This window comes from Azoarcus sp. L1K30, assembly GCF_018122735.1.
Classification (GTDB): Bacteria; Pseudomonadota; Gammaproteobacteria; order Burkholderiales; family Rhodocyclaceae; genus Parazoarcus.
This window is the reverse complement of record NZ_JAGRRD010000001.1, coordinates 3,658,599-3,683,620: the sequence shown is the minus strand read 5'-3', so window position 1 is coordinate 3,683,620 and position 25,022 is coordinate 3,658,599. Positions and strand designations below refer to the sequence as shown.

The 25,022-nt window shown below is 63.9% G+C and carries 20 protein-coding genes; 9 read left to right on the top strand and 11 right to left on the bottom strand.

Annotated features, from left to right (window positions below):
* Positions 1-50 precede the first annotated feature (50 nt).
* Both J5J83_RS16860 and J5J83_RS16855 read left to right on the top strand, forming a co-directional pair.
* Complete coding sequence (locus tag J5J83_RS16860; protein ID WP_212351117.1) at positions 51-2,174, top strand: methyl-accepting chemotaxis protein; 2,124 nt, start codon at positions 51-53, stop codon at positions 2,172-2,174.
* 18 nt (positions 2,175-2,192) lie between these two features.
* Positions 2,193-8,252, top strand: a complete 6,060-nt coding sequence (locus J5J83_RS16855; RefSeq protein WP_212351116.1) for an Hpt domain-containing protein — start codon at positions 2,193-2,195, stop codon at positions 8,250-8,252.
* A gap of 49 nt (positions 8,253-8,301) precedes the next feature.
* Here the strand turns inward: J5J83_RS16855 and J5J83_RS16850 are convergent, their stop codons facing one another.
* Positions 8,302-9,744: a deoxyribodipyrimidine photo-lyase gene (locus tag J5J83_RS16850; protein WP_212351115.1), complete on the bottom strand. Its 1,443-nt coding sequence runs from the start codon at positions 9,742-9,744 to the stop codon at positions 8,302-8,304.
* Between the two features lie 97 nt (positions 9,745-9,841).
* Between J5J83_RS16850 and J5J83_RS16845 the strand changes: the two genes are divergently transcribed.
* From J5J83_RS16845 to J5J83_RS16825, 5 genes are read left to right on the top strand one after another with little or no spacing between them, the layout of a single operon-like run.
* Positions 9,842-10,408 (top strand): YqgE/AlgH family protein, encoded by a 567-nt coding sequence (locus J5J83_RS16845; protein ID WP_212351113.1) that lies wholly within the window; start codon positions 9,842-9,844, stop codon positions 10,406-10,408.
* Positions 10,401-10,874 carry a Holliday junction resolvase RuvX gene (ruvX, locus tag J5J83_RS16840; RefSeq protein ID WP_212351111.1) on the top strand — a complete coding sequence of 158 codons (474 nt, stop codon included), beginning with the start codon at positions 10,401-10,403 and terminating at the stop codon, positions 10,872-10,874. The genes J5J83_RS16845 and ruvX overlap by 8 nt, the downstream gene beginning before the upstream one ends.
* Positions 10,861-11,361, top strand: a complete 501-nt coding sequence (gene pyrR / locus J5J83_RS16835; protein ID WP_212351109.1) for a bifunctional pyr operon transcriptional regulator/uracil phosphoribosyltransferase PyrR — start codon at positions 10,861-10,863, stop codon at positions 11,359-11,361. The genes ruvX and pyrR overlap by 14 nt, the downstream gene beginning before the upstream one ends.
* Positions 11,354-12,313 carry an aspartate carbamoyltransferase catalytic subunit gene (locus tag J5J83_RS16830; protein ID WP_212351107.1) on the top strand — a complete coding sequence of 320 codons (960 nt, stop codon included), beginning with the start codon at positions 11,354-11,356 and terminating at the stop codon, positions 12,311-12,313. The genes pyrR and J5J83_RS16830 overlap by 8 nt, the downstream gene beginning before the upstream one ends.
* Before the next feature lie 10 nt (positions 12,314-12,323).
* Positions 12,324-13,601, top strand: coding sequence for a dihydroorotase (locus tag J5J83_RS16825; RefSeq protein ID WP_212351105.1), 1,278 nt, complete (start codon positions 12,324-12,326; stop codon positions 13,599-13,601).
* 18 nt (positions 13,602-13,619) lie between these two features.
* Here J5J83_RS16825 and J5J83_RS16820 read toward each other — a convergent pair whose 3' ends face one another.
* From J5J83_RS16820 to J5J83_RS16805, 4 genes are read right to left on the bottom strand one after another with little or no spacing between them, the layout of a single operon-like run.
* Positions 13,620-13,919 carry a DUF167 family protein gene (locus J5J83_RS16820; protein ID WP_212351103.1) on the bottom strand — a complete coding sequence of 100 codons (300 nt, stop codon included), beginning with the start codon at positions 13,917-13,919 and terminating at the stop codon, positions 13,620-13,622.
* Complete coding sequence (locus tag J5J83_RS16815; protein WP_212351101.1) at positions 13,916-14,497, bottom strand: YggT family protein; 582 nt, start codon at positions 14,495-14,497, stop codon at positions 13,916-13,918. The genes J5J83_RS16820 and J5J83_RS16815 overlap by 4 nt, the downstream gene beginning before the upstream one ends.
* Before the next feature lie 6 nt (positions 14,498-14,503).
* The gene (proC, locus tag J5J83_RS16810; protein ID WP_212351099.1) at positions 14,504-15,328 is read right to left on the bottom strand and encodes a pyrroline-5-carboxylate reductase; all 825 of its coding nucleotides are present in this window, start codon (positions 15,326-15,328) and stop codon (positions 14,504-14,506) included.
* 26 nt (positions 15,329-15,354) lie between these two features.
* Positions 15,355-16,083, bottom strand: coding sequence for a YggS family pyridoxal phosphate-dependent enzyme (locus tag J5J83_RS16805; protein ID WP_212351097.1), 729 nt, complete (start codon positions 16,081-16,083; stop codon positions 15,355-15,357).
* Between the two features lie 104 nt (positions 16,084-16,187).
* On the opposite strand from J5J83_RS16805, the gene J5J83_RS16800 reads away from it, so the two are divergent.
* Entirely contained in the window at positions 16,188-17,231 is a 1,044-nt protein-coding gene (locus J5J83_RS16800) for a type IV pilus twitching motility protein PilT (RefSeq protein WP_212351095.1), read from the top strand.
* A 167-nt stretch (positions 17,232-17,398) separates the two neighbouring features.
* Positions 17,399-18,532, top strand: a complete 1,134-nt coding sequence (locus J5J83_RS16795) for a PilT/PilU family type 4a pilus ATPase (RefSeq protein ID WP_212351093.1) — start codon at positions 17,399-17,401, stop codon at positions 18,530-18,532.
* A 38-nt stretch (positions 18,533-18,570) separates the two neighbouring features.
* Here J5J83_RS16795 and J5J83_RS16790 read toward each other — a convergent pair whose 3' ends face one another.
* From J5J83_RS16790 to J5J83_RS16765, 6 genes are all read right to left on the bottom strand, one after another.
* On the bottom strand, positions 18,571-19,752 hold the full coding sequence (locus J5J83_RS16790) for a THUMP domain-containing protein (RefSeq protein ID WP_212351091.1): 1,182 nt from the start codon (positions 19,750-19,752) through the stop codon (positions 18,571-18,573).
* Between the two features lie 252 nt (positions 19,753-20,004).
* Entirely contained in the window at positions 20,005-20,220 is a 216-nt protein-coding gene (locus tag J5J83_RS16785; protein ID WP_212351089.1) for a hypothetical protein, read from the bottom strand.
* On the bottom strand, positions 20,217-21,251 hold the full coding sequence (locus J5J83_RS16780) for a formate dehydrogenase subunit gamma (protein WP_212351087.1): 1,035 nt from the start codon (positions 21,249-21,251) through the stop codon (positions 20,217-20,219). The genes J5J83_RS16785 and J5J83_RS16780 overlap by 4 nt, the downstream gene beginning before the upstream one ends.
* A gap of 11 nt (positions 21,252-21,262) precedes the next feature.
* Positions 21,263-21,490: a hypothetical protein gene (locus tag J5J83_RS16775; RefSeq protein ID WP_212351085.1), complete on the bottom strand. Its 228-nt coding sequence runs from the start codon at positions 21,488-21,490 to the stop codon at positions 21,263-21,265.
* A complete protein-coding gene (fdh3B, locus tag J5J83_RS16770) occupies positions 21,487-22,095 on the bottom strand; it encodes a formate dehydrogenase FDH3 subunit beta (protein WP_212351083.1) in 609 nt (202 codons plus the stop codon). The genes J5J83_RS16775 and fdh3B overlap by 4 nt, the downstream gene beginning before the upstream one ends.
* 16 nt (positions 22,096-22,111) lie before the next feature.
* Complete coding sequence (locus J5J83_RS16765; RefSeq protein ID WP_212351081.1) at positions 22,112-25,018, bottom strand: formate dehydrogenase subunit alpha; 2,907 nt, start codon at positions 25,016-25,018, stop codon at positions 22,112-22,114.
* Between the last annotated feature and the right edge of the window lie 4 nt (positions 25,019-25,022).

Genomic DNA, 25,022 nt, shown 5'->3' with positions numbered 1-25,022 from the left:
GGCGCCTATCCTCAACATCGCATTCATCAGACAGTGGCGGAGCATTGCACATGGCTTTCAAGCTCTCCTTAGGTAACAAAGCGGCCTCCGGGCCCGACCTGGCGTCCGACACCACCATCATGGAAAACCAGAGCGACCCAACGCCGGCAAGGTCCTCGGCAAGCAAGGCGCCGATGGAGAAACCGGTCGGCGCCCGCGTGCGCAACTTGGGGATGGCCTTCGGCGCCCTGGTGATCGCCACCATCGGCCTGGTGATCTATCAGACCCACCAGAGCAACAATATTTCTCGGCAGATCGCAGCTGCAGGTGAAATGCAGACCCTGTCGCAGCAGATCGCAAAATCGGCTCAGCTGGCGCTGCAGGGGAACGCAGCCGCTTTTGCGGAGCTCAAGCGCGGCAGCAGTCGCTTCGCAACGCTTGTCGACGCGCTCGATCAGGGCGGCGAGATCGAAGGCAGTGCGCTGCCCGCCGTCGCCGACGGTATGCGCCCCCAGCTCGAATCAGTGACCGAAAGCTGGCGCAAGATGGAGAAGGACGCACAACAGCTGATCAGTCAGGAAAAGACCCTGCTGACGCTGAACGACTCGGTCGAAACCATCAACAAGGGCAACGACGCACTGCTCGAACTCACCGAGCAGGTCGCCGCACTCAAGCTGCAGGCGGGCGCCAGTGCGGGCGACATTGCAACCGCAAACCGTGCGGTGATGCTGACCCAGCGTATTGCAAAGAACGTCAATGCCTTGCGCGTAGCCGCAGCGATCGACCCCGAAGTCGCGTTTCTGCTCGGCAAGGACACCAATACCTTCCGCGAGCAGCTCGCCGCCATGGAGCAGATGGGCGGCGACAGCGAGACCCGCAATCGAATCCGGCAGCTGATTTCGAGCTCGAAGGAAACACAGGAGGCGGTTTCCAATGTGCTCGGCAACATCCAGCTGCTGGTTCAGGCCAAACAGGCCGGCAGCCGGCTGTTCGATGACTCGAGCACGCTTCTCGCGCGCAGTACCGCGTTGAGCGAGGCTTTCAACAGCGACATCAGCGGCTTCAACCCGCTTTCGGCCCTGATTGCCTTGTGCGCCCTTGCGGCGCTGGCTGCCCTTGGCATGATGGCAAAGATCTACAACGACGACCTGTCCCAGCGCCGCGCCGACGCCGAGCGTATGCGTGCCAATGCCGAAAACGACCGCAACCTCACGCAACAGGCGATTCTGCGCCTGATGAACGAGATGGGTGACCTTGCCGACGGTGACCTCACCATCCGCGCGACCGTCTCCGAGGACATCACCGGCGCCATTGCCGACTCCGTGAATTACACGATTGAAGAACTGTCGGTGCTGGTTCGCCGAATCAACGACGCCGCAGGCCGCGTGACCAGTGCGACGCAGGCGGCGCAGCAGACCTCCAACGAACTGCTCGACGCCACCGAACGCCAGTCGCGCGAGATCGAGGAAGCCGGCGCGACGGTGCAACGCATGGCACAGTCGATGACCGAATCCTCTGCCCGCGCACTCGAATCCGCCCAGGTCGCCCGTCTCTCGCTCGACTCGGCTCGCAAGGGTGCGGATGCCGTGGAGAACACCATCCGTGGCATGAACGCCATCCGTGAGAAGATTCAGGAAACCTCGAAGCGAATCAAACGTCTGGGCGAATCCTCGCAGGAGATTGGCGAGATCGTCGAACTCATTTCCGACATTACCGAGCAGACCAACGTGCTCGCACTCAACGCAGCCATTCAGGCTGCATCGGCGGGCGAGGCAGGCCGTGGTTTCACCGTCGTTGCCGAAGAAGTGCAACGCCTTGCAGAGCGCTCTGCCGAGGCAACAAAGCAGATCTCGGCGATCGTGAAGACGATTCAGACCGACACGCAGGACGCCGTCGGAGCAATGGAGAACGCCACCCGGGACGTGGTCGAGGGCGCCCAGCTGTCGGACGCCGCGGGCCAGGCTCTGGCCGAGATCGGCCAGGTTTCGATGGACGCAGCACAACGCATCGAGCAGATTTCCACCGACACCCAAGACCAGGCGGCAACCGCCGGCCGCGTGGCGGACACGATGAAGGACATTCTCGCCATTACCGAACAGACGACTCGCGGCACCAAGCAGACTGCGGTGTCGATCGGTCAGCTGGCCGATCTCGCCGTCGAGCTCAAGGGCTCGGTCTCCGGCTTCAAGGTCTAAAAGCACGAGAACGCATTCATGACGCAAGCCAAGGAACTGGATCTGGGTCCGCTGACCTGGGTCAAGAGCGAAATCGACCTGGCACTCACCCGCGCGGCTGAATGCGTGAGCGAGGCCAGTCGTACGAGCGACGCGGCCTCCCGCATCCAGTTCGCACAGACGCACCTCCATCAGGTCAGGGGCGCCCTGTCGATCGTCGGCCTCGACGGCCTGACGCAGTTTGCCAGCAGCCTGGATCAGCTGCTCGGTGCCATGGGACGTGGCGAGATCGATACCGGTGACGACCAGCTTGCGCTGGTCGGGCGTGCGCTTGCCAGCATTGGCAACTATCTCGAAGAACTGGCGCACGGCACGCCTGATCAGCCGCTTCGCCTGCTGCCTCTGTACCGCGAGATCGCGACTGCACGCGCGCAAGACCTTCCTTCCGCCGCAGACCTGTTCTTCCCCGACACCAGCCTGCGGGCCCCCAGACGCACGCAATCACGGGCACAGGATGCGGCGACGCTGCAGAGTGCAGTCAAGCCCCTGCGCGCGCGCTTTCAGCGCGGCCTGCTCGACTGGCTCAAGACACCTGGCGCCAATAGCGGCATCGATGGCATGCGCGCCGCACTGGATGAACTCGAGGCCATCGAGGGCAATCCTCCGTATCGAGCACTGTGGTGGGTGGGACAGGCCGTCGTCGACACGCTGGGCACGACGCGCGAGGACGAGCGCGAACTGGTCAAGCGTCTGCTCTCGAGGCTCGAGGCGCAGTTGCGCCGACTCGGTGGCGCCCCTCAGCCGCTACCCGAGCGGCTGCTGCGCGAAATGCTCTACCAGGTGGCCTGTCACCCTGCACTGACGCCGACTCAGCAGGCCGTTGTCAAGAACTGGCAACTGGACGGCCTGCTCCCGGAACCGGGCTCGCGCGTCAGCGAGCTTCCGCTCGCTCCCCTGCTCCAGGAACTGCGCGGACGCCTGTCGGAGATCAAGGAACAATGGGACGCCTTCAGCGCGGGCGCAGCCATTGCACTGCCGCGCTTCGAGACTGCGCTCGACGAATTTGCGACATCCACAAGCCTTTTGGGCCGGCCTGCCATCGACCGCCTGGTCGCGGGCATTCGCCGTTTCACCCAATGGCTGCGCAAGGACCCGCTGCACAGTTCGGAAGCCATTGCGATCGAAATGGCGACCGCGCTGCTGCTTGCCGAGGCCGGACTGGACCGCAGCGTACCCGACGCCGGATTCTCGGCCCAGGTAGCCGAAACGACGGCGCGCCTCGACGCACTGAGCAGGGGCGAACACGTCGAAGCAACGGAGAATTCGCCGGGGTTGCAGGCCGCCAGGCGCGCCCAGGAAAAGGAAGCGCTCGGTCAGCTCGCACGCGAAATCCTCTCGAGCCTGGCAAATGTCGAGCAGACGCTGGATGATTTCTTCCGGGATCAGGGCAAGCGCGCCCCACTCGCCCAGCTCTCTGGTCCGCTGCACCAGATCGAAGGCGCACTGTCGCTGCTTGGCGAGACCGACGCAATCGAACTAATCAAGCATGCGGGCGAGACGATTGCATCGTTCGCGGCGAACGATGCCCCGGCCGATCATGTCGAGTTCGAGGCGCTGGCCCACAAGCTGTCGGCGCTGGGCTTCTTCATCCAGTCCCTGCAGTACGGCAAGACCAGTCTGCAACAGTTTCTCGAGCCGGACGCAGCGCAAGTCGCTTCGATCGAAGAAGACATCCTCCTGGTGCCAGAAACCGCTTCCCTCCCCGCTACACCGCCCCCGGCGAAGACAGGAACGGAAGCCGCACCTGCAGGCACCGAGCTTGCCACCGAGGCCGATTCGGCGCTCGAGTTGCAGGAGGATGCCGCGGACGACGAACCGGCACCACAAGAGGCCGCTGCCGTGCCGCCACTTGCGGATGACACCCGGCGTCTGCTGGAGGCCAGCGAAGAAGAGATCGATGCAGAGCTGTTGTGCATCTTCATCGAGGAAGCACACGACGTTCTGGCAAGCATCGGCGAACAGCTCGAACTGTCGCGCACGGAGCCGTCCAATGTCGAGTGCCTGACGGCAATCAGACGCGGCTTCCACACCCTCAAGGGCAGCGGGCGCATGGTCGGCTTGCGCGATCTGGGCGAGGCCGCATGGGAACTCGAGCAGACCCTCAATCGCTGGCTGCAGCTCGAGTGGCCACCGACTTCCGCGCTGCATCACCTGATCGACGAAGCGCATCAGCATTTTTCCGCCTGGGTCGATCAGCTCGAACACAGTGGCAGGCAGTTCCGCGACGTCGCCCCGCTGATGGCCGAGGCGATACGCCTGCGCGAAAGCGATACGCCAACGCAGGAGTCGGGCGTCGGCCAGGCCGACGCCACCACCGACACCACGGACATCGTCGAGACCACGCTGGACTTCGACCTCAGCCTGTCGGATGAAGGCGAAGTCCTGCCCTATGGCGGCGGGTCAACTGAAGCGCCGCACTTCCTTCCGGAGGAAACCTCACTCGAAGACTTCCCGCTGATCGATCTGATCAGCGACTTCGAGCCTGCCCCGACGGAGACCGCGGCATCGGAACAGGCGCCTTCCGGCACCCCGGCAAGAAGCACCGACGCATTCGAGAAAGATGACTCCGATGCGATCGACGAGTTCGAGCTCGAGATTGGCGATGTGGAGGAGCTCCACGTTGACAGCGACGCGGATGAAGCGTCCGACGCGGATGAAGCCCCGCCGGAGCTTCTCCAGATCACCGCACTCGATGAGAGCTGGCTGCCGTCCGAAGACGATTCGCCTGTGCCCAGCGATGAGACCGAGGACGAGAAACCGGCCGATGCGCAGACGGACGAGTCCGACTTGCTGCAGATCACCGCCCTCGATGGTACCTGGCTGCCACCGGATGAAACAGCCGAATCCGGAGCTAACGAAAGCGCACCGAAGGCAGCGGAGGACGATGGCGACCTGATGCAGTTCACCGCGCTGGATGAGGACTGGCTGCCGCCGCTGGACGACGAGGTGGAACCCGACACGACGGCGCCAGCCCCCCCATCGCCGATCGCGGACGCTGCAGAGGGAGAGGCAGCCACCCCCGAATTGGCGGAGGCGGAGGCGGAGGCTGCGGCAGAAGAAGCCGCGCCCGAGGCAGCCTCGACGAGCACCTCCGAACCTGCGCCTGCGGCAGAAGCACCGGTGACGCCCGTCGATTTCCTGCAGGTGGATGAGGCCAGCGAGGCGGCCGCCGACATCGCGCCGGAGCCGGCACCGCTGAACGATGCCGATTTGTCTGCAGACGCCACCGGGCAACCAGCCGCGACCGAATCCGTTTCCGCAGACGAGGAGGAACACGACGCGGACTTCGTTCACGTTGGCGAAGTCGAGATTTCCCGTCCACTGTACGACCTCTACGTTGCCGAGGCGCGGCATCACATCGCCACCCTGCATCAGGAGTTCGGTCGCCTGAAGGCCAATCCAACGCTGCAGCTGCCCGAAACCGCCCTGCGCGCGGCGCACACCTTTGCCGGCATATCGGGCACGGCCCGCGTCGCACCATTGCATACCCTTGCGCGTGCGCTCGAGCATGCCGAACAGCGTATGCGTGATCACTCCCAGCCGCCTTCGGCAGATGATCTTGCCCTGTTCGGCATGGCGCTCGATACCCTGGAGGCCATGCTCGCCGAAGTGGCCAGCAAGCGCATGCCGCTGGACGCGCCGGAGCTCGTCGATCAACTCGACCAGGCCGGACGTCTTGCGCCGACAACCGCCCCTGCACCACCCCAGTTGTCCGCACCGGCTGGCGCCGCGCCGCACGCCGACGAAGACACGCCGGTGCATGTCACCGACGAAGTTGACGAGCAGCTCCTACCTATCTTCCTCGAAGAGGCGGGCGAGATTCTCGGCGACCTGCACGCGAACCTGCGCAGCTGGAAGGATGACGCCGACAATCCCGACAAGGCCAAGAGCGTCGCGCGTCTGCTCCACACACTGAAGGGCAGCGCGCGCATGACAGGCGCAATGCTGCTGGGCGAACAGATCCATCAGCTCGAGTCCCGGCTCGAGAGCGCGCTCAAGGCCGGCGGCGATATCCATACCTTCATCGACGAGCTCGCGACCAGCCTGGACCAGACCGAACAACTCGTCGACGGCCTTGCCGGCGGCCAGGACACTAAGGACACTACTCCGGCCGCCGCCACACCGGCGCAGACCGCTGCACCGCTGGCCAGCCCTGCCGTCAGCATCGACGCGGCCCCCGCCGATGCCGACGTTGGCGCCGGAAGCGCGACGCTGCGCGTGCGCGCCGAACTGCTCGACCGCTTCGTCAACGAGGCAGGCGAAATCGGCGTCGCGCGCTCCCGTATCGAGGGCGAACTGCGCAATTTGCGCCGCTCGATGCTCGACCTGACCGAGAACGTCATCCGTCTGCGCAACCAGTTGCGCGAAGTCGAGATTCAGGCCGACGTGCAGATGCAGTCCCGCATTGCGCAGGCCGAATCACACCACGCCGAGTTCGATCCGCTGGAGATGGACCGCTACACGCGGCTCCAGGAACTCACGCGGATGATGGCCGAGAGCGTCAACGACGTCACCACGGTGCAGCAGAGCCTGCTGCGCAACCTCGATGGCGCCGACCTCGCCCTCCATAGCCAGGCACGACTCTCACGCGAATTGCAGCAAGCGCTGATGCAGGTGCGCATGGTGCCCTTCGACAGTCTCGCCGACCGGCTCTATCGCATCGTGCGCAAGAGTGCCAAGGAGCTGGGCAAACGTGCCAACCTCGACCTGCGGGGCGGTCGTATCGAGATCGACCGCAGCGTGCTGGAACACATGGTGGCACCGCTCGAGCACCTGCTGCGAAACGCGCTCGCCCACGGCATCGAGGCCCCCGAACTGCGCCGCAATGCGGGCAAGCCCGAGATCGGCCAGATCACCCTGAGCGTAAGTCAGGAGGGCAATGAAATCGTCCTCGAACTTGCCGACGATGGTGGCGGGCTCAATTTCGACAGCATTGCCGCCAAGGCCCGCGCCAATGGCCTGCTCGGTGCCGATGAAGTCGCCGACGAGCGGCGCCTGACCAATCTGATCTTCGTGCCGGGTTTCTCCACTGCCGGCGCCCTGTCGGCCGTCTCCGGACGTGGCGTGGGCATGGACGTGGTCAAGGCCGAGACCGCGGCGGTGGGCGGACGCATCGACGTCAGCAGTGCCCCCGACTCGGGCACCGTGTTCCGCATCTATCTGCCGCTGACGCTGGCCGTCACCCAGGCCTTGCTGGTGCGTGCGGCCGGGCGGCATTTTGCCATCCCGTCGAGCATGATCGCCCAGGTCATGGAACTCAAGGCCGACGCGCTCGAGCACCTGCGCCATCAAGGCGGCACCGACTGGATGGGGCAGCATTATGCCTACCGCTACCTGCCGCGCCTGCTCGGAGATACCGTCAGCCAGCCCGAGATCCAGCGCTATAACTGGGTGTTGCTGCTGCGAGCCGGCGCGCAGACGCTTGCGCTGCATGTCGACGCCCTGCGTGGCAACGAGGAAATCATCGTCAAGAATGCGGGGCCTCAACTCACCCGCATCGTCGGCATGTCCGGTGCAACGGTGCTCGGCGACGGCGAGATCGTGCTGATCCTGAACCCGGTGGCGCTGGCCAGCCGCAGCCTGGGGAGTGCCGAGACGGAACAGGTGGACACGCCCCCGCCTCAGGCTGCACCCGAGATACAGCACATACCGACGGTCATGGTGGTCGACGACTCGCTGACCGTGCGCAAGATCACCGGCCGCCTGCTGGAGCGCGAGGGCTATCGGGTGGTCACGGCCAAGGACGGTGTGGATGCCATCGAGGTGCTTGCCGACATCGTTCCCGACGTCATGTTGTGCGACATCGAGATGCCGCGCATGGACGGCTTCGACCTGGTGCGCAACGTGCGCGCCGATGCGCGCACCAAGGCCATCCCGGTGATCATGATCACCTCACGCCTGGCGGACAAGCATCGCAGCTATGCCATGGAGATCGGCGCCAATCACTACCTGGGCAAGCCCTACCAGGAAGAGGAACTGCTTGGTCTCATTGCCGGTTACGCAGGCGGCGGGCTCGTCGGCAAGCCCTGGCCAACGTGATTTGCTGCAGCCGCTTTCCGCCGCGGTGGTGACCACTGCGGCGGAAAGCTCAGTCTGACTTCGTTACGCCTAAGCGCGCCAGCGTGCGTGTTCGCGCCTGGCCGTGGTCGACGACCGGCGCCGGGTAGTCGGTACCGATACGGCATCGCGCAGCCTGCTGTTCGACCGGCCCCATCAGCCACGGGGTGTGGATGAAGCGGTCCGGAACATGCGCCAGTTCAGGCAGATAACGCCGGATGAAACGTCCTTCCGGATCGAATTTCTGCGATTGCGTCACCGGATTGAAGATGCGAAAGTAGGGCTGCGCATCGCAACCGGTCGATGCGGCCCACTGCCAACCACCGTTGTTGGCTGCCAGGTCGTAGTCCATGAGATGCTGGGCAAAATGACGCTCGCCCCTGCGCCAGTCGATCCCGAGATCCTTGGTCAGGAACGAGGCGACGATCATGCGCAGTCGGTTGTGCATGTATCCGGTCTGGTGCAGCTGCCGCATCGCCGCATCGACGATCGGATAGCCCGTGCGCGCCTCGCACCACGCCGCATGCAGTGCGGGCGCCTCGTCCCAGACCACGCGATCGTACGCGGGCTTGAACGGCGCATCCACGACCTGCGGGTGGTGCCAGAGGATCATGTGGTAGAAGTCGCGCCACACCAGTTCGCCAAGCCAGGTTTCCGCACCCTCACCGCCGTGTCGCCACGCGAAACCAGCCAGTTCGCGGATCGATACCGTGCCGAAGCGCAGATGGGCCGACAGGTAGGACACACCTTTCACTGAAGGGAAGTCACGCGCGCGTTTGTAGCGTTCGATGCGGGCACTGAAATCGGCCAACAAGGTGCGCCCGCCGGTGACACCCAACGGCAGGCGCAACTGCATGAGATTACTGCAACCAAACCCGAGCGCGTCGAGGGACGGAATGCCCTCGCCGGACGGCTTGGGCGCGAGCGCCGAGGCGTATTTTTCAACTGGATAGGGTTTGACGTAAGACGCATCCAGCCGCTTCATCCAGGCATTGCGGTAGGGCGTGAACACGCTGAAGGGCGTGCCGCTCTGAGTCAGGATCTCGTCACGCTCGAAGATGACCTGATCCTTGAAGTCGACGAAGCCGATACCATCCACGGCCAGCAATTCAGCCACCCGGCTGTCACGCGTGATCGCAGCCGGCTCATAGTCGCGATTCGCACACACCTGATCGACCCCGAGCGCCCGCGCCAGACGCGGGATCTCGTCGATTGCACGGCCGTGTCGCACGATCAGGCCGGCACCACTGTTGCCGCCTGAGCGCGCCAGCTCGCACAGCGCCGCATCGAGTTCGCAAACTGCATGATGGATGAAGCCCACGCGCCTGTCCTCGCGCGCCGGCAGCGCATCGAGAATGTCGCGGTCGAACACGAACACACAGTAAACCTTCTGCGCATGGCGAAGCGCGTGATGCAGGGCCGCATGATCGAAGTGGCGAAGATCGCGGCGAAACCAGACGAGGGCAGCGTGCATCGAAGACACATGATTGAGAGAGACGGGCCGCTATGAGTTCGCAACGCGCATCAAGGTTCCCCAAGCAAGGCGCCCGCTGTCGGCGTAAAATGCGCACATGGATACCGTTTCGAGCAACCTCACCCATCACTTCCTGATCGCCATGCCAAGCATGACCGATCCGCATTTCGCACGCACGCTGACCTATATTGCCGAACACAACGAGCAGGGTGCGCTGGGTGTGATCGTGAATCGCCCGATCGACATGACGCTTGCCACCTTGTACGAACGCATCGAGTTGCCGCTCAGCGCCGAGGGTTTCGCCGAACAGCCGGTGTACTTCGGCGGCCCGGTGCAGACCGATCGTGGCTTCGTGCTGCATCGACCCAGCGGCGAATGGCACTCGACCCTGCGCGTCAACGACGAAGTCGGCCTCACCAGCAGTCGCGACATCCTTCAGGTGATCGGTGCCACCGGCGAACCCAGCGAGGTCCTGGTCAGCCTCGGCTACGCAGGCTGGGATGCCGGACAACTGGAGCAGGAACTGGCCGACAATGCCTGGCTCACGGTACCCGCAGACATGACCATCATCTTCGACCTGCCGCCCGAAGAGCGCCTGGTCGCCGCCATGCAGAAGCTCGGCATCGATTTCGCCAAACTGAGCGAGGTTGCCGGGCATGCCTGAAACCGCGGCGCTGCCGGCGCCGCTTTCGCTTCCCCCCCGCGGCAGCATCCTGGGCTTCGATTTCGGCCTCGCGCGCATCGGCATCGCCAGCGGCGAACTCGAGACCGGACAGGCCGCTGCGCTGACCACACTTCATGACGAAAGCAATGCCGACCGCTTCGCCGCCATCGCCGCGCTGCTCGCAGAGTGGCAGCCGGTCGCCCTGGTCGTCGGCCTGCCCCGCCACCTCGACGGTCGGGAGCACGAGATGAGCGCGCGCTGCCGACGCTTCGCCAACCAGCTGCACGGCCGCTTCGGGCTGCCGGTCATGCTCGAGGACGAGCGCCTGTCCTCGGCCGAAGCGGAACAGCAGTTGCGCGACGCGGGCATGAAGGACTGGCGCCATCGCAAGCAGCAACTCGACGCCATCGCTGCGCAATTGATCCTGCAACACTTTCTGGACTCGATCCGACATGCCAAGCCTTGATGCAGAAACCCTGTGCCGGCAACTCGCCGAGCAACTGCGACCTCAGATCACGCCCACCACCGCCCTGGCCGGCATCCGCACCGGTGGGCTGTGGCTAGCCGAACGCCTGCACGCCATGCTTGGCATCAGCCTGCCGCTGGGCGCGATCGACGTGTCCTTCTATCGCGACGATTACGGCGCCCGTGGCCTGCACACAAAGCCGCAACGAACGGAGATCCCCTTCAGCGTGGAGGGCGCCCACGTGATCATCATCGACGACGTGCTCTACACCGGCCGCACGACACGGGCCGCACTCAACGAGCTGTTCGATTTCGGTCGTCCCGCGTGCGTCGAACTCGCCGTGCTCGTGGACCGCGGCGGACGCGAGCTGCCGATCGCCGCGCGCTACTGCGCACACACCCTGGTCGAGACCCTCGCCCCCTCGCAGAACCTGCAACTCGAACGCGCCGACGACGGCACGCTGAACCTGAGGATGATCGATGCTTAATCCCCAGCTCAACAAACACGGCGAACTGCAACACTTGCTCACGCTAGACGGCCTGCCGCGCGACATCATCAACGCCATTCTCGATACCGCTGCCCCCTTCACCGAAGTCGCCGAACGCGAAGTCAAGAAGCTGCCGCTGCTGCGTGGCAAGAGCATCTTCAATCTGTTCTTCGAGAATTCGACGCGCACCCGCACCACTTTCGAGATCGCCGCCAAACGCCTGTCTGCCGACGTGGTGAACCTCAACGTATCGACCAGCTCCACCGCCAAGGGCGAGAGCCTGCTCGACACGGTGGACAACCTGTGCGCGATGCAGGCCGACATGTTCGTGGTGCGCCATGCCGCCAGCGGTGCCCCCTTCCTCATCGCCCAGCACCTGCGCGCTAACGGCCGCAACGACATTCACGTTGTCAATGCAGGCGACGGCCGTCATGCCCACCCCACCCAGGGGCTGCTGGACATGTACACGATCCGTCACTACAAGCAGGACTTCACCGGGCTGACGGTTGCCATCGTCGGCGACGTGCTGCACTCGCGGGTCGCACGCTCGCAGATCTGTGCGCTGACGACACTCGGCGTGCCCGAAGTCCGCGTCATCGGCCCCAAGACCCTGCTGCCGACCGACATCGAGAAGATGGGCGTGCGGGTGTTCCACGACATGCGCGAAGGCCTGCGCGGCGTCGATGTGGTGATGATGCTTCGCCTGCAGAACGAACGCATGAACGGTGCGCTGCTGCCGACGCCGCAGGAGTTCTACAAGGTCTGGGGGCTGACCGCCGAAAAGCTCGCGCTGGCCAAACCCGATGCCATCGTGATGCACCCGGGGCCGATGAACCGCGGCGTCGAGATCGACTCCGCCGTTGCCGACGGCGCCCAGGCGGTCATCCTGCCCCAGGTGACCTTCGGTATTGCCGTGCGCATGGCAGTCATGAGCATGCTCGCCGGCCAGTAAGGAAGATTCGATGAAGATCCGTATCGCCAACGGCCGGGTCATTGACCCCGCCAACAAAACCGACCGCATTGCCGACGTATTCATTGCCGACGGCAAGATTGCAGCACTCGGCAGTTCTCCCGACGGATTCTGCGCAGACCGGACGATCGATGCCGAAGGGCTGGTGGTGGCCCCGGGCCTGATCGACCTCTCGGCCCGCCTGCGTGAGCCCGGCTTCGAATATCGGGCCACGCTCGAATCCGAAATGGATGCAGCCATGGCCGGTGGCGTCACCAGCCTGGCGATTCCGCCCGACACCGACCCGGCGCTGGACGAACCCGGCCTGGTCGAAATGCTGTGCTATCGGGCGAAGAAGCTCAATCGCGCTCACGTCTATCCGGTCGCGGCGCTCACCCTTGGACTCAAGGGCGAACGCCTGTCGGAGATGGCCGAGCTGGTCGAGGCCGGCTGCGTCGCCTTCTCCCAGGCCAACGTGCCCATCGTCGACAACACGGTGCTGATGCGGGCCATGCAATATGCCGCCACCTTCGACTTCCGCGTCTGGCTGCAACCGATCGCGCCCTTCCTGTCGCGCGGCGGCTACGCCCACGATGGCGAAGTCGCCACCCGCCTCGGTCTGCCCGGCATCCCGGTGGCGGCCGAGACTGTGGCGCTATTTACCTACCTGCAACTGGCACGGGTGACCGGGGCAAGACTGCACATTACCCGTCTGTCTAGCGCCGAAGGCCTGCAACTGATCGATCAGGCGCGTGCAGAAGGCATGGACGTCACCTGCGACGTCTCCATCAACCATCTCCACCTGTCCGACATGGACATCGGCTACTTCAACGCCAACTGCCACCTCGTGCCGCCGCTGCGTAGCCAGCGCGACCGCGAAGCATTGTGTCGAGGCCTGACGGAAGGGCGCATCAACGCACTGTGCTCGGACCATACCCCGGTCGACGACGACGGCAAACTGACCCCCTTCAGCGAATCCGAGGCCGGCGCCACCGGTCTGGAGCTGCTGTTGCCGCTGACACTGAAATGGGCCGAACGCGCCGGGCTGCCACTCATCGATGCGCTGGCGCGGGTCACCTCCGACGCTGCTGCCATCATCGGCATCACCAAGGCCGGTCACCTGTCGCCCGGCGCACGGGCCGACGTGTGCATCTTCGACCCGCAAGCGCAAGTCTGCATCAACCGTGACAGCCTGCGCAGTCAGGGCAAGAACACCCCTTTTCTGGGCGTCGAATTGCCGGGCAAGGTGTGCTTCACGCTGGTCGAAGGACAGCTGATGTTTGGCGGTTGAGCGCGCCGGTGGCGGTTTTCAGGCCTGCGCACGCAGGCGTGCCGCTACCGTGCTTGAAACCTGTACGATGCGCACCCGCTTGGCACGCGAGGTTTCACCACTGACAAGACTGACAGCCGATTTCGGCACCTCGCAGAAGGCTGCCAGGAAGGCACACAGCGCCGCATTCGCCTTGCCATCGACGGGCGGCGCCGCGAGGCGTATCTTCATCGCTTCCCCGTGCAGACCGGCAAAGCCGGTCTTTTTCGCACCCGGCTGAATGTGCAGGACGAGCGTCAGGCTCCCGTCCTCACTTTCACGCAACCAGTCGCCGCTCACAGCCCGAACAACAGCGGGGCGAAGTTGTTGCGCATACCCCCCAGCACGATCAGCACGATCTGCAGCACCAGCAGCAATACGAGTGGCGACAGATCGATATTCGAGATGGTCGGTACGACGCGTCGGAAGGGGCGCAAAAAAGGTGCGGCCAGAGCGTCGAACACCGGCGCAGCCGGCGCATGGGGACTGACCCAGGACAGCACGGCGGAAATCAGCACCACACCGAACACCAGATACACCATCATGCGCAGCAACTCGACCAGCCCGAGGCCGAAGATCCCGAGCACGATGCCCACCGCGCTTCCACTGAGCGGCACGCCACGAAGGCTCAGCTCGATCAGCACCAGAAGCGCCTGGGCCAGCCAGGCGGGCAGCAGGCTGGCCATATCGAGACCGAACACGCCCGGAATCACGCGCCGCAGCGGACGCACCACCCAGTCCGTCGCGGCAACGACGAACTGGCCGATCTGATTGCGAAAGGACACCCGCTGCCACTGCATGAAAAAGCGCGCGAGCAGCACGAGGGTCAGGAGACTGATGACGGTATCGACAATCAGCAACAACACGCTATCGAGCATCTGTGTTCAGTCCTTTCCCAATTCGTCGCCGAGTTCCCGGCCGCGTGCGGCAGCCGCGCTGACCGCCCCGACCAGCATGTCGTGCCACCCCCCGGCGGCGAGATGCGCCAGCGCCGCCGCCGTCGTCCCCCCTTTCGAGGTGACCTTCTCACGCAGCACGGAAGGACTGTCCTCCGAACTGGCCGCCAGCTTTGCCGCACCCAGCACGGTATCGATGGCGAGCTTGCGCGCGGTGGCAGCGTCGAACCCCTGAGCACGCCCGGCCGCCTCCAGCGCCTCGATGAAATGGAAGACATAGGCCGGACCGCTGCCCGACACGCCCGTCACTCCGTCCAACTGTGCCTCGTTCGCGATCCATACCGTCGATCCGACCGCGGCGAGAATGCGCTGCGCCGCCTCCCGCCCGGCCGCATCGACCGACGAATCGGCATACAGCCCGGTAATGCCGGCCCCGATCAGGGCCGGCGTATTGGGCATGCACCGCACGATACGCTTGTATGCGCCATTGTTACCGCCGAGCCAGCGGCCGATGTCCGCCACCCTCAACCCGGCGGCAATGCTGATCACCAGCGTTGCATGAAGTTTGCCCGCCAGTGGCGTCAGCGCCGCTTTCATCTGCTGGGGCTTGACCGCCAGCACGAGTACGTCGCAGGCCAGCGCCTGCGCGTCCGCCACGTCGGTGGCGCGCACGCCGAAGCGCGACTGCAGGCGCTCGCGATTGCCCGCATCGAGCTCGACCACCTGCAGTTCGGTGGCGTCAAACCCCCGTTCGAGCATGCCGCCGATGAGCGCAGCGGCCATGTTGCCCCCACCAAGAAAGGATATTTTCATGAGTCGTCCGGACAGATTGGTAAAGTTCAGCCGCCCGCTGCTTGCGGGCTGGCCATGGCGGCGGTACGCGCGCCGAATATTGACGTACCGATGCGCACGATGGTGGCGCCTTCGGCAATGGCAGCCTCAAGGTCGTGGGACATGCCCATCGACAGCGTGTCGAACCGCTGTCCGGCCAGGGCCGGATCGAGCCTGAGCCCCTCGAGCGTTTCGCGCAGGGTGGCGAAGCGACGCCGTTGCGTCGCCGCATCCGGGGTGGGCTCAGGTATGCACATCAGGCCGCGCAGGCGCAGACGCGGCAAAGCGACGATGACGTGCGCCAATGGCACAACGGCCGCGGGCGCCACGCCGCTCTTGCTCGTCTCGCCACTCACATTGACCTGGATGCACACGTCGAGCGGCGCCATGTCCGCGGGGCGCTGCGCCGACAGGCGCTCCGCGACCTTTGCGCGGTCGATGCCGTGGACCCAGTCGAACGACTCGGCCACCGCGCGCGTCTTGTTGCTCTGCAAGGGGCCGATGAAGTGCCATTCGAGGCCTTCACCAGCCAATGCCGCAATCTTGTCCACTCCTTCCTGCACATAGTTCTCGCCGAACGCGCGTTGTCCGGCCGCCACCGCTGCGCGGATGTCGGCCAGCGGCTTGGTCTTGCTCACGGCAAGCAGGCGTACCGTCGCCGGATCCCGCCCCACGGCGCGCGCAGCAGATACAATCCGTGCATTGACGGCTTGCAAGTTGGCTGAGATTGATGTCATATTGCAAAAGCCCTTTTCTCTCGGAGCACTGCGCCGAAAGTATAACATCGGCCCAGTCGGCGACTCCGGACGCCCATTCCTTACGCTAGTCGGCACCGACAATCATGGACATCACTGAACTTCTCGCCTTCGCGGTCAAGAACAAGGCTTCCGACCTGCACCTCTCGGCCGGACTGGCGCCAATGATCCGGGTCCACGGAGACGTGCGCAAGATCAACCTGCCGCCAATGGAACACAAGGACGTCCACGCCATGGTGTATGACATCATGAACGACGCCCAGCGCAAGCAATACGAGGAGACGTGGGAATGCGACTTTTCGTTCTACATTCCCAACCTTGCCCGCTTCCGGGTTAACGCGTTCAACCAGAACCGCGGGGCGGGTGCCGTGTTCCGGACCATTCCGTCCAAGGTGCTGACGCTCGAAGAGCTCAACTGCCCGAAGATCTTCAAGGACATTGCCAACCAGCCCCGTGGCATCGTGCTGGTCACCGGCCCGACCGGCTCGGGCAAATCCACGACGCTCGCGGCAATGGTCGACTACATCAACGAAAACGAGTACGGCCATATCCTCACCGTCGAGGATCCGATCGAATTCGTGCATGAATCCAAGCGCTGCCTGGTCAACCAGCGCGAAGTCCACCGCGATACGATGTCCTTCACCAATGCCCTGCGAGCCTCGCTGCGCGAGGATCCGGACGTGATCCTGGTGGGCGAAATGCGCGACCTCGAAACCATTCGCCTTGCGCTCACCGCTGCGGAAACGGGCCACCTGGTGTTCGGCACACTTCACACGTCGTCCGCAGCCAAGACCATCGACCGTATCGTCGACGTGTTTCCGGCCGCTGAAAAGGACATGGTGAGATCGATGCTGTCGGAGTCGCTGCGGGCGGTGATTTCACAGACCCTGCTCAAGACCAAGGACGGTAGCGGCCGCGTCGCCGCGCACGAAATCATGATCGGCACACCGGCCATTCGCAACCTGATCCGTGAAAACAAGATCGCTCAGATGTACTCGGCCATCCAGACCGGTCAGAACGTCGGCATGCAGACGCTCGACCAATGCCTTGCAGAACTGGTGCGGCGGAATGTCGTCTCGGCCGCCGAAGCGAAGATCCGGGCGCAGAACAAGGACAACTTCAACGCATGAGACAGCTCATGTCCATGGCCGGCATGGCGGCGGCGATGGACACTTGAGTTTGCGGGACTCGTGGACGGTACCCGGCGCAACCCGACAGGGGTGGCGCAGACAGGTTCACGGTGGATACATTCATGTTGCGCCGCGCGGCCGACTGCGCGGACAGGGGGAGCGGAAAGATGGAACGCGATCAGGCACTCAAATTCATGCACGACCTGCTGCGGCTGATGCTGCAGAAGAATGGCTCCGACCTCTTCATCAATGCCGGCTTCCCGCCCGCGATCAAGATCGACGGTCGCATCGTTCCGCAGTCCAACCAGGCGCTGAGCCCGGCGCATACGGCCGAACTGGCCCGCGCGATCATGAACGACCGCCAGGCGGCCGAGTTCGAAGCCACCAAGGAATGCAATTTCGCCATCTCGCCCGCCGGCATCGGCCGTTTCCGCGCCAATGCCTACATCCAGCAAGGCCGGGTCGGCCTGGTGCTGCGCACGATCGCGCTGAAGATCCCGACCTTCGACGACCTCGGGCTCCCTGCGGTACTGCGCGATATCGCCATGGCCAAGCGCGGACTGGTGATCTTCGTCGGCGGCACCGGTACCGGCAAGACCACATCGCTGGCGGCAATGGTCGATTACCGCAACGAGAACAGCTATGGTCACATCATCACGGTCGAAGACCCGATCGAATACGTCCATCAGCACAAGAACTGCATCGTCTCGCAGCGTGAGGTCGGTATCGACACCGAGAACTGGGAAGCGGCACTGAAGAATACGCTGCGTCAGGCGCCGGACGTGATCCTGATGGGCGAAATCCGTGACCGCGAGACCATGGACTACGCCATCGCCTTCGCCGAGACCGGTCACCTGTGCCTTGCTACCCTGCACGCCAACAGCGCCAACCAGGCCATCGACCGCATCATCAACTTTTTCCCCGAAGAACGTCGTTCGCAGTTGCTGATGGACTTGTCACTGAACCTGCGCTCAATGATCTCGCAGCGACTGCTGCCACTCAAGGACCGCAAGGGCCGCGTCCCGGCCGTCGAGATCCTGCTCAATTCGCCCTTGATCGCCGACCTCATCTTCAAGGGCGAGGTCCCCGGCATCAAGGACATCATGAAGCGTTCGCGCGAACTGGGCATGCAGACCTTCGACCAGTCGCTGTTCGATCTCTATGAGGCGGAGTTGATCACCTACGAGGATGCGCTGCGCAATGCCGACTCGGTCAATGACCTGCGCCTGCAGATCAAGCTCAACAGCAAGCATGGCGACAAGGACATGACGTCGGGCATTCAGCACCTCGACATCGTCTGAGGACGGACACCCGGCCGCCACGGCCGGATCCTCGGCGATCAGGACGGCGCAGTCCCGTCGTCTGACGCGGTGCGCGGCTTGTCGCGCATGCTGCCCGCGATCACCTTGTATTCGAACAGGCGGCACTCCAGCGCACCATTGAACAGCGGCGTGCGCTTGCTTGCCTTGAGACCGATCAGCTTCGCAAGTGCCATGTCGCCGCTGAAGAAGTAACAGCGCCAACCGGCCCAGTGCTTCTTCAGGGCATTGCCCAGCAGCGGATAGAAGGCGGCCAGTTCCTCCGCCTCGCCGATACGAACACCATAGGGCGGATTGGTGACCAGCACCCCGGACGCCGACGGTGGCTGACGCTCGAGTATATCTGCGCGATCAAGGGTGACACATTTGTCCAGCCCGGCAGCCGCCAGGTTCTCGCGGCTGCGGCGCACCTGATCGCCAACGATATCGGAGCCGAAGATCGACAGTGGCACCAGGGCCTTGCAGCGGCCCTTCGCCGCCTGTCGAACCGCCGACCAGGCGGTTTCGTCGAGGTGGCGAAAGCGCTCGAAACCGAATTTGCGCCCCAGCCCGGGGGCGATGTCGAGCGCCATCTGCGCTGCCTCGATGAGAAAGGTACCGCTGCCGCACATCGGATCGACGAGCGTCTCTCCCGGCTGCCATCCACTGAGCCTGAGGATGCCGGCGGCAATGTTCTCCTTCAGTGGCGCCTCGACCGCAGCCGTCTTGAAGCCGCGCTTGTAAAGGGGCTCGCCGGAGGTATCCAGGTACAGGGTCACCATGTCGCGCGTCAAAAAGGCGTGGATGCGAACAGCCGGATTGGCGGTATCCACGTCGGGGCGACGGCCCACCACGGTTCGAAAGTGGTCGCACACCGCATCCTTGATACGCAGGGTGATGAACTCGAGGCTCTTCAGCGGCGACTGCTGGGCGGTGACCGCGACCCGGATGCTGTCGTCGGGGGTAAACCACTTCGCCCAGGTCAGGCTGTAGGCCAGCTTGTAGATGTCGATCTCGCCCTGGTAGCGACCTCGCCCCACCCGCCACAACACGCGCGTCGCCAACCGGCTCTCGAGGTTGGCACGGTAGCAGGCCGTCCACTCTCCGCTCCACATCACCCCGCCATGCAGGATCTCGGTATCGGCCGCCCCGAATCCACGCAATTCATCGGCGAGCAGGGCTTCCAGCCCACGCGGACAGGGAGAGAAAAAAGTTTCGGCCATCAGGCGCTCCGACGAGATTGAGAATGCTGCCCGCAGCCAATGTGCGGTGCATGCCCGTGCGCTTGCGGCTGCACGGCAAACGCGCATTGTAACGTGTGCGCCGCGTGCCGCCGCCGGCAGCAAAGTAGCAGGCTCTTCAAGCGCTCAGAAAATACCCCGCCAGACCAAGGTCGGGCGGGGCTCAAGAGGGTCCGGACGAACAACGGGAGGGAAAAATCGTCCGGACCGAACCTGCAGGTATCGGTCCGCAGACTATTTGGCGGTTTTGGCCTTCCACGCTGCGGCAACACGGTCCTGGGCCGCAGCCAGTCGCTCCGCGGCAAGCTTGGATGCCTCTTCGGCCTTGACCTTGGCCTCGGCCGCCTTGGCCTTCGCCTCTTCCGAGGGTGGAGGCAATTTGGCCCAGGCCGAACCCGCTGCGATTGCGAGGCCGGTGGCCACGAATGCGATGCGAAGCATGGATTTCATGAACGTGCTCCTGTAACCGAATCCTGAGGATGGCCGGACTTTCCGGCCTTGACGTCTTCGTACCAGAACTCATGGTGCTCCCTGGCCCAGGTCTCATCCACATAGCCGGTTTTCATCGACTGATAGGCGCCTTCTACCCCGATCGTGCCCATGTAGATATGACCGAAGGACAAGGCCAGCAGTACCAGCGCACCGATGCCATGCACCATGTTGGCAAGCTGCATGTCGGCACGCGTCCAGCCATAGTTGGGAAAGTCCATCACCAGCCCGGACCCCACCACGGTGAGACCAAGAAAGGTTACCCCAATCCAGAACCAGGTCTTTTCACCGAAGTTGAAACGGCTCGACGGCACGTGATCACCGCCGAGCAGGCCGCCCGCACGCCTGATCCAGATCGCATCGCAGGCCTGCCACACGTTGTCGCGCAGGAAGGTCAGGATCATCAGCACGACAAAGACCCCGAACACCGGGCCGATGTAGTTGTGAATCAGCTTGCCGGCCACCAGCAGCGAAGCGAAGAACTCCGGCCCGAAGACTGGCGCCAGCACGTGCTTGCCGAAGAGAATCGCGACGCCGGTCACTGCCAGCAGCAGGAAGGTGATCGCCGTGCCCCAGTGCGCAAAGCGCTCGAAGGCCGAGAAGCGCTTCATCTTGCGTCCGGTGGGCTTGGCATGCAATTTCATCGTTCCCTTGACCATCCAGAACAGCGCGATGGCCGACGGCACGATGATCAGCAGCCAGCCCCCGTACTGGGTGATCGGGCCGTTACGCCACTGCCGCCAGGTGTTGCCTTCGCTCTGGATCAGGACGCCCGCCTCCGGCCCCTTTGCCAGCGTGAAGTGGGCCTCGCCCGAACGCACCTCGCGCCAGACCGGTGCGTTGTTCAGCGGCTGGGATTGCTGACGTGCAACCTGCTCGGCAGCCGCCTCGCCCGCGGCCTGCGCCGGCATGAAGGCGCCGAAAAGTGCCAACAGCCAGCACAGCAGCAGCAGCCTCAGGCTGCCGCCATGACGCATGAAGATTGTCTTCATGGTGAGCCTCCTCACTGGGTACGGTTGTATTCGTTCTGCCCTCGGGTGCGATTCTTCATCGCCAGCTCCCACGCGGCCTTGTCACCCTTGAACACCGGATTGTCCCAAGGCTGGCTGTCGGCCTTGCCCTGATACTTGCCCTGCTCATAGGACACCACCTGCGGCTGCTCGCCGCAGCCGGTCAGCCCGACCGCCAGCACCACTGCCGCCAGCATCGACATCAAGCCTCGCGTGTTCATTTCGCACCCTCCTTCTGCTCGGCGCCGTAAGCCGTCATCCAGCCCCAGGCCTCCAGCCCCTTGCCACGACGCAACACGCGGTCACGGAAGATATCGGACACGGCAGCCGAATCGCCCGCCAGCAACGCCTTGGTCGAACACATCTCGGCACAGGCCGGCAGCTTGCCCTCGGCAAGGCGATTGGAGCCGTACTTGGCATACTCTTCCTTGGAACCGGTCTCTTCCGGACCACCAGCACAGAAGGTGCACTTGTCCATCTTGCCGCGCTCGCCGAAGGCGCTCGGACCGTTGGGGAATTGCGGCGCGCCGAACGGGCAGGCATAGAAGCAGTAACCGCAGCCGATGCACAGGTCCTTGTCGTGCAGCACCACGCCGCCCTCTGCCTTGTAGAAGCAGTTGGTCGGGCACACCGCCATGCACGGTGCGTCCGAGCAGTGCATGCAGGCCACCGACATCGAGCGCTCACCCGGGACCCCGTCGTTGATCGTCACCACCCGGCGGCGGTTGACACCCCAAGGCACCTCGTTCTCATTCTTGCAGGCGGTGACACAGCCGTTGCACTCGATGCAGCGCTCAGCGTCACACAGAAATTTCATGCGTCCCATTGTTCTCTCCTCCCCCTCAGGCCTTCATGACCCGGCACAGGGTCGTCTTGGTTTCCTGCATCATCGTCACCGAGTCATAACCGTAAGTAGTCGCGGTATTGACCGCCTCGCCACGCACGATCGGTGCCGCGCCCTCGGGGTAATACTTGAGCATGTCTTCGCCCTGCCACCAGCCGGAAAAGTGGAAGGGCAGGAATACCGTGCCCGCACCCACCCGCTCGGTAACCTGAGCACGCACCTTGAGTTTGGCCTTGGTCGGCGACTCGACCCACATGTAGTCGCCGTTGCGGATGCCCTGGTCGTTGGCGTCCTTCGGATTCACTTCGGCGAACATCTCCTGTTGCAACTCGGCCAGCCACGGGTTTGAGCGGGTTTCCTCGCCACCGCCCTCGTACTCGACCAGGCGTCCCGAGGTCATGATCAGCGGATATTCCCTGGAGATATCCTTGACCTTGTCCTGCAACGACTTGTACAGCGTGGGCAGACGCCAGAAGGCCATCTTGTCGGCATGCGTCGGGTACTTCTCGACCATGTCCGGACGCGGCGAGTAGATCGGCTCGCGGTGCAGCGGCACCGGATCGGGGAAGTTCCACACCAGCGCACGCGCCTTGGCATTGCCGAAGGGGTGACAGCCGTGATTCTTCATCACCACGCGCTGAATGCCGCCGGAGAGGTCGGTCTTCCAGTTCTTGCCCTCGGCCAGCGCCTTTTCGGCGTCGGTGAGCTCGTCCCACCAACCCAGCTTCTTCAGCAGCACATGGTCGAACTCGGGGTAACCCATCTGCAGGTCCGCTCCCTTGGAGGCGGAGCCGTCTGCCGCGAGCAGCGACACGCCATCGCGCTCGACGCCGAAGTTGGCGCGGAAGTTGCCCCCGCCGTCCATCACGTGCTTCGAGGTGTCGTACAGGTTGGGCGTACCGGGATGCTTCATCTCCGCCGTGCCGAAACAGGGCCACGGCAGACCGAAGTATTCTCCGTCGCACGGCCCCCCCACCGCCTTCAGCGTTTTCACATCGAAGGTGTGCATGTTCTTCATGTGCAGCTTCAGGCGCTCGGGCGACTGGCCGGTGTAGCCGATGGTCCAGGTACCGCGGTTGATCTCGCGCAGAATGTCCTCGATCTCCGGTTCGTCCCAGCCCTGCTTGTCCTTGGTGAGCTTGACGTTCTTCACCAGCTCGTCGCCAAAGCCGAACTTCCTGGCGAAGGCATACATGATGGTGTGATCGGGCTTGGACTCGAACAGGGGCTCGATCACCTTCTCTCGCCACTGGAGCGAACGGTTCGAGGCCGTACACGAGCCATAGGTCTCGAACTGGGTCGCGGCCGGCAGCAGATACACACCATCCTTGCGTACCATCGCCGCCATCGATGCGGTTGCCGAGGGATAGGGATCGATCACCACCATGGTGTCGAGCTTCTTCATCGCCTCGACCATCTCGGCGCCACGAGTCTGCGAGTTGGGCGCGTGCCCCCAGTAGACCACCGCGCGCAGGTTCGAATCCTGGTCGATCAGTTCGTTGTTCTCGAGCACGCCGTCGATCCAGCGCGACACGGTGATGCCAGACTTGGTCATCATCGCCTCGGAGGCGTAACGCCCCTTGATCCACTCGTAGTCCACACCCCACACCGTCGCCCAGTGCTTCCACGAGCCTGCAGCCAGACCGTAGTAGCCGGGCAGCGAATCGGGGTTGGGGCCGACGTCGGTTGCGCCCTGCACGTTGTCGTGACCGCGGAAGATGTTGGTGCCGCCACCGGACACGCCGACGTTACCCAGCACCAGCTGCAAAATGCACATCGCGCGCACGTTGGCGTTGCCGACGGTGTGCTGGGTCTGCCCCATGCACCACACCACCGTCGACGGCTTGTTCTTCGCCATCGCCTCGGCGACCTTGAAGACCTGCTCTTCCGGGATGCCGGTCACCTCGGTGACCTTTTCCGGCGTCCAGGTCATGATCTCTTCCTTGACCTTTTCCAGGCCGAAGACGCGATCGTTGATGTACTTGGTGTCTTCCCAGCCGTTCTTGAAGATGTGGTACAGCATGCCCCAGATGAAGGGAATGTCGGTACCGGAACGGATACGCACGTAATGGTCGGCCTTGGCCGCGGTGCGGGTAAAGCGCGGGTCCACGACGATCATCCTGGCGCCGTTTTCCTTGGCATGCAGAATGTGCAGCAGCGACACCGGATGCGCCTCGGCAGCGTTGGAGCCGATGAACAGCATCGCCTTGGCGAACTGCATGTCGTTGTAGGAGTTGGTCATCGCGCCGTAACCCCAGGTGTTCGCCACACCGGCCACCGTGGTGGAGTGGCAGATACGGGCCTGGTGGTCGCAGTTGTTGGTGCCCCAGAAGGACACGAACTTGCGCAGCAGATAGGACTGCTCGTTATTGTGTTTGGACGAGCCGATCCAGTACACGGCGTCCGGACCGCTCTCTTCGCGGATCTTCAGCAGACGGTCGCCGACTTCGTTCAGCGCCTGTTCCCAGCTGATCTTCTGATACTTGCCGTCGACCAGCTTCATCGGGTACTTCAGGCGATGCTCCCCGTGACCGTGCTCGCGGACCGAGGCGCCCTTGGCGCAGTGCGCACCGAGATTGATCGGTGAGTCGAACACCGGCTCCTGCCGCACCCACACGCCGTTCTTCACCACCGCATCCACCGCACAGCCCACCGAACAGTGGGTACACACGGTGCGCTTGACTTCCTCGCCACCGGCCATGCGGTTTTCAGTCGATTCGGCCGCTTCTGCGCTGCCGATCAGGTTGTAGGGCAGCTGGGTGGCAATCGCGCCGGCCCCCATGCCGAGGCCTGAATGCTTGAGGAAGGCCCTGCGGTCCATGGTCTTGCCCATGATGCGCGCCGCAGAGCTGCGCAAACGCCGGGTGCTGCTGCCGCTGACGACGGCACTTTTCCTGGTCAACATCGTA

Bases quoted from the DNA above. Each gene is read 5' to 3' on its own strand.
- J5J83_RS16860 (WP_212351117.1), top strand. From the start codon at position 51: ATGGCTTTCAAGCTCTCCTTAGGTAACAAAGCGGCCTCCGGGCCCGAC.
- J5J83_RS16855 (WP_212351116.1), top strand. From the start codon at position 2,193: ATGACGCAAGCCAAGGAACTGGATCTGGGTCCGCTGACCTGGGTCAAG.
- J5J83_RS16850 (WP_212351115.1), bottom strand. From the start codon at position 9,744: ATGCACGCTGCCCTCGTCTGGTTTCGCCGCGATCTTCGCCACTTCGAT.
- J5J83_RS16845 (WP_212351113.1), top strand. From the start codon at position 9,842: ATGGATACCGTTTCGAGCAACCTCACCCATCACTTCCTGATCGCCATG.
- ruvX (WP_212351111.1), top strand. From the start codon at position 10,401: ATGCCTGAAACCGCGGCGCTGCCGGCGCCGCTTTCGCTTCCCCCCCGC.
- pyrR (WP_212351109.1), top strand. From the start codon at position 10,861: ATGCCAAGCCTTGATGCAGAAACCCTGTGCCGGCAACTCGCCGAGCAA.
- J5J83_RS16830 (WP_212351107.1), top strand. From the start codon at position 11,354: ATGCTTAATCCCCAGCTCAACAAACACGGCGAACTGCAACACTTGCTC.
- J5J83_RS16825 (WP_212351105.1), top strand. From the start codon at position 12,324: ATGAAGATCCGTATCGCCAACGGCCGGGTCATTGACCCCGCCAACAAA.
- J5J83_RS16815 (WP_212351101.1), bottom strand. From the start codon at position 14,497: ATGCTCGATAGCGTGTTGTTGCTGATTGTCGATACCGTCATCAGTCTC.
- proC (WP_212351099.1), bottom strand. From the start codon at position 15,328: ATGAAAATATCCTTTCTTGGTGGGGGCAACATGGCCGCTGCGCTCATC.
- J5J83_RS16805 (WP_212351097.1), bottom strand. From the start codon at position 16,083: ATGACATCAATCTCAGCCAACTTGCAAGCCGTCAATGCACGGATTGTA.
- J5J83_RS16800 (WP_212351095.1), top strand. From the start codon at position 16,188: ATGGACATCACTGAACTTCTCGCCTTCGCGGTCAAGAACAAGGCTTCC.
- J5J83_RS16795 (WP_212351093.1), top strand. From the start codon at position 17,399: ATGGAACGCGATCAGGCACTCAAATTCATGCACGACCTGCTGCGGCTG.
- J5J83_RS16790 (WP_212351091.1), bottom strand. From the start codon at position 19,752: ATGGCCGAAACTTTTTTCTCTCCCTGTCCGCGTGGGCTGGAAGCCCTG.
- J5J83_RS16785 (WP_212351089.1), bottom strand. From the start codon at position 20,220: ATGAAATCCATGCTTCGCATCGCATTCGTGGCCACCGGCCTCGCAATC.
- J5J83_RS16780 (WP_212351087.1), bottom strand. From the start codon at position 21,251: ATGAAGACAATCTTCATGCGTCATGGCGGCAGCCTGAGGCTGCTGCTG.
- J5J83_RS16775 (WP_212351085.1), bottom strand. From the start codon at position 21,490: ATGAACACGCGAGGCTTGATGTCGATGCTGGCGGCAGTGGTGCTGGCG.
- fdh3B (WP_212351083.1), bottom strand. From the start codon at position 22,095: ATGGGACGCATGAAATTTCTGTGTGACGCTGAGCGCTGCATCGAGTGC.
- J5J83_RS16765 (WP_212351081.1), bottom strand. From the start codon at position 25,018: ATGTTGACCAGGAAAAGTGCCGTCGTCAGCGGCAGCAGCACCCGGCGT.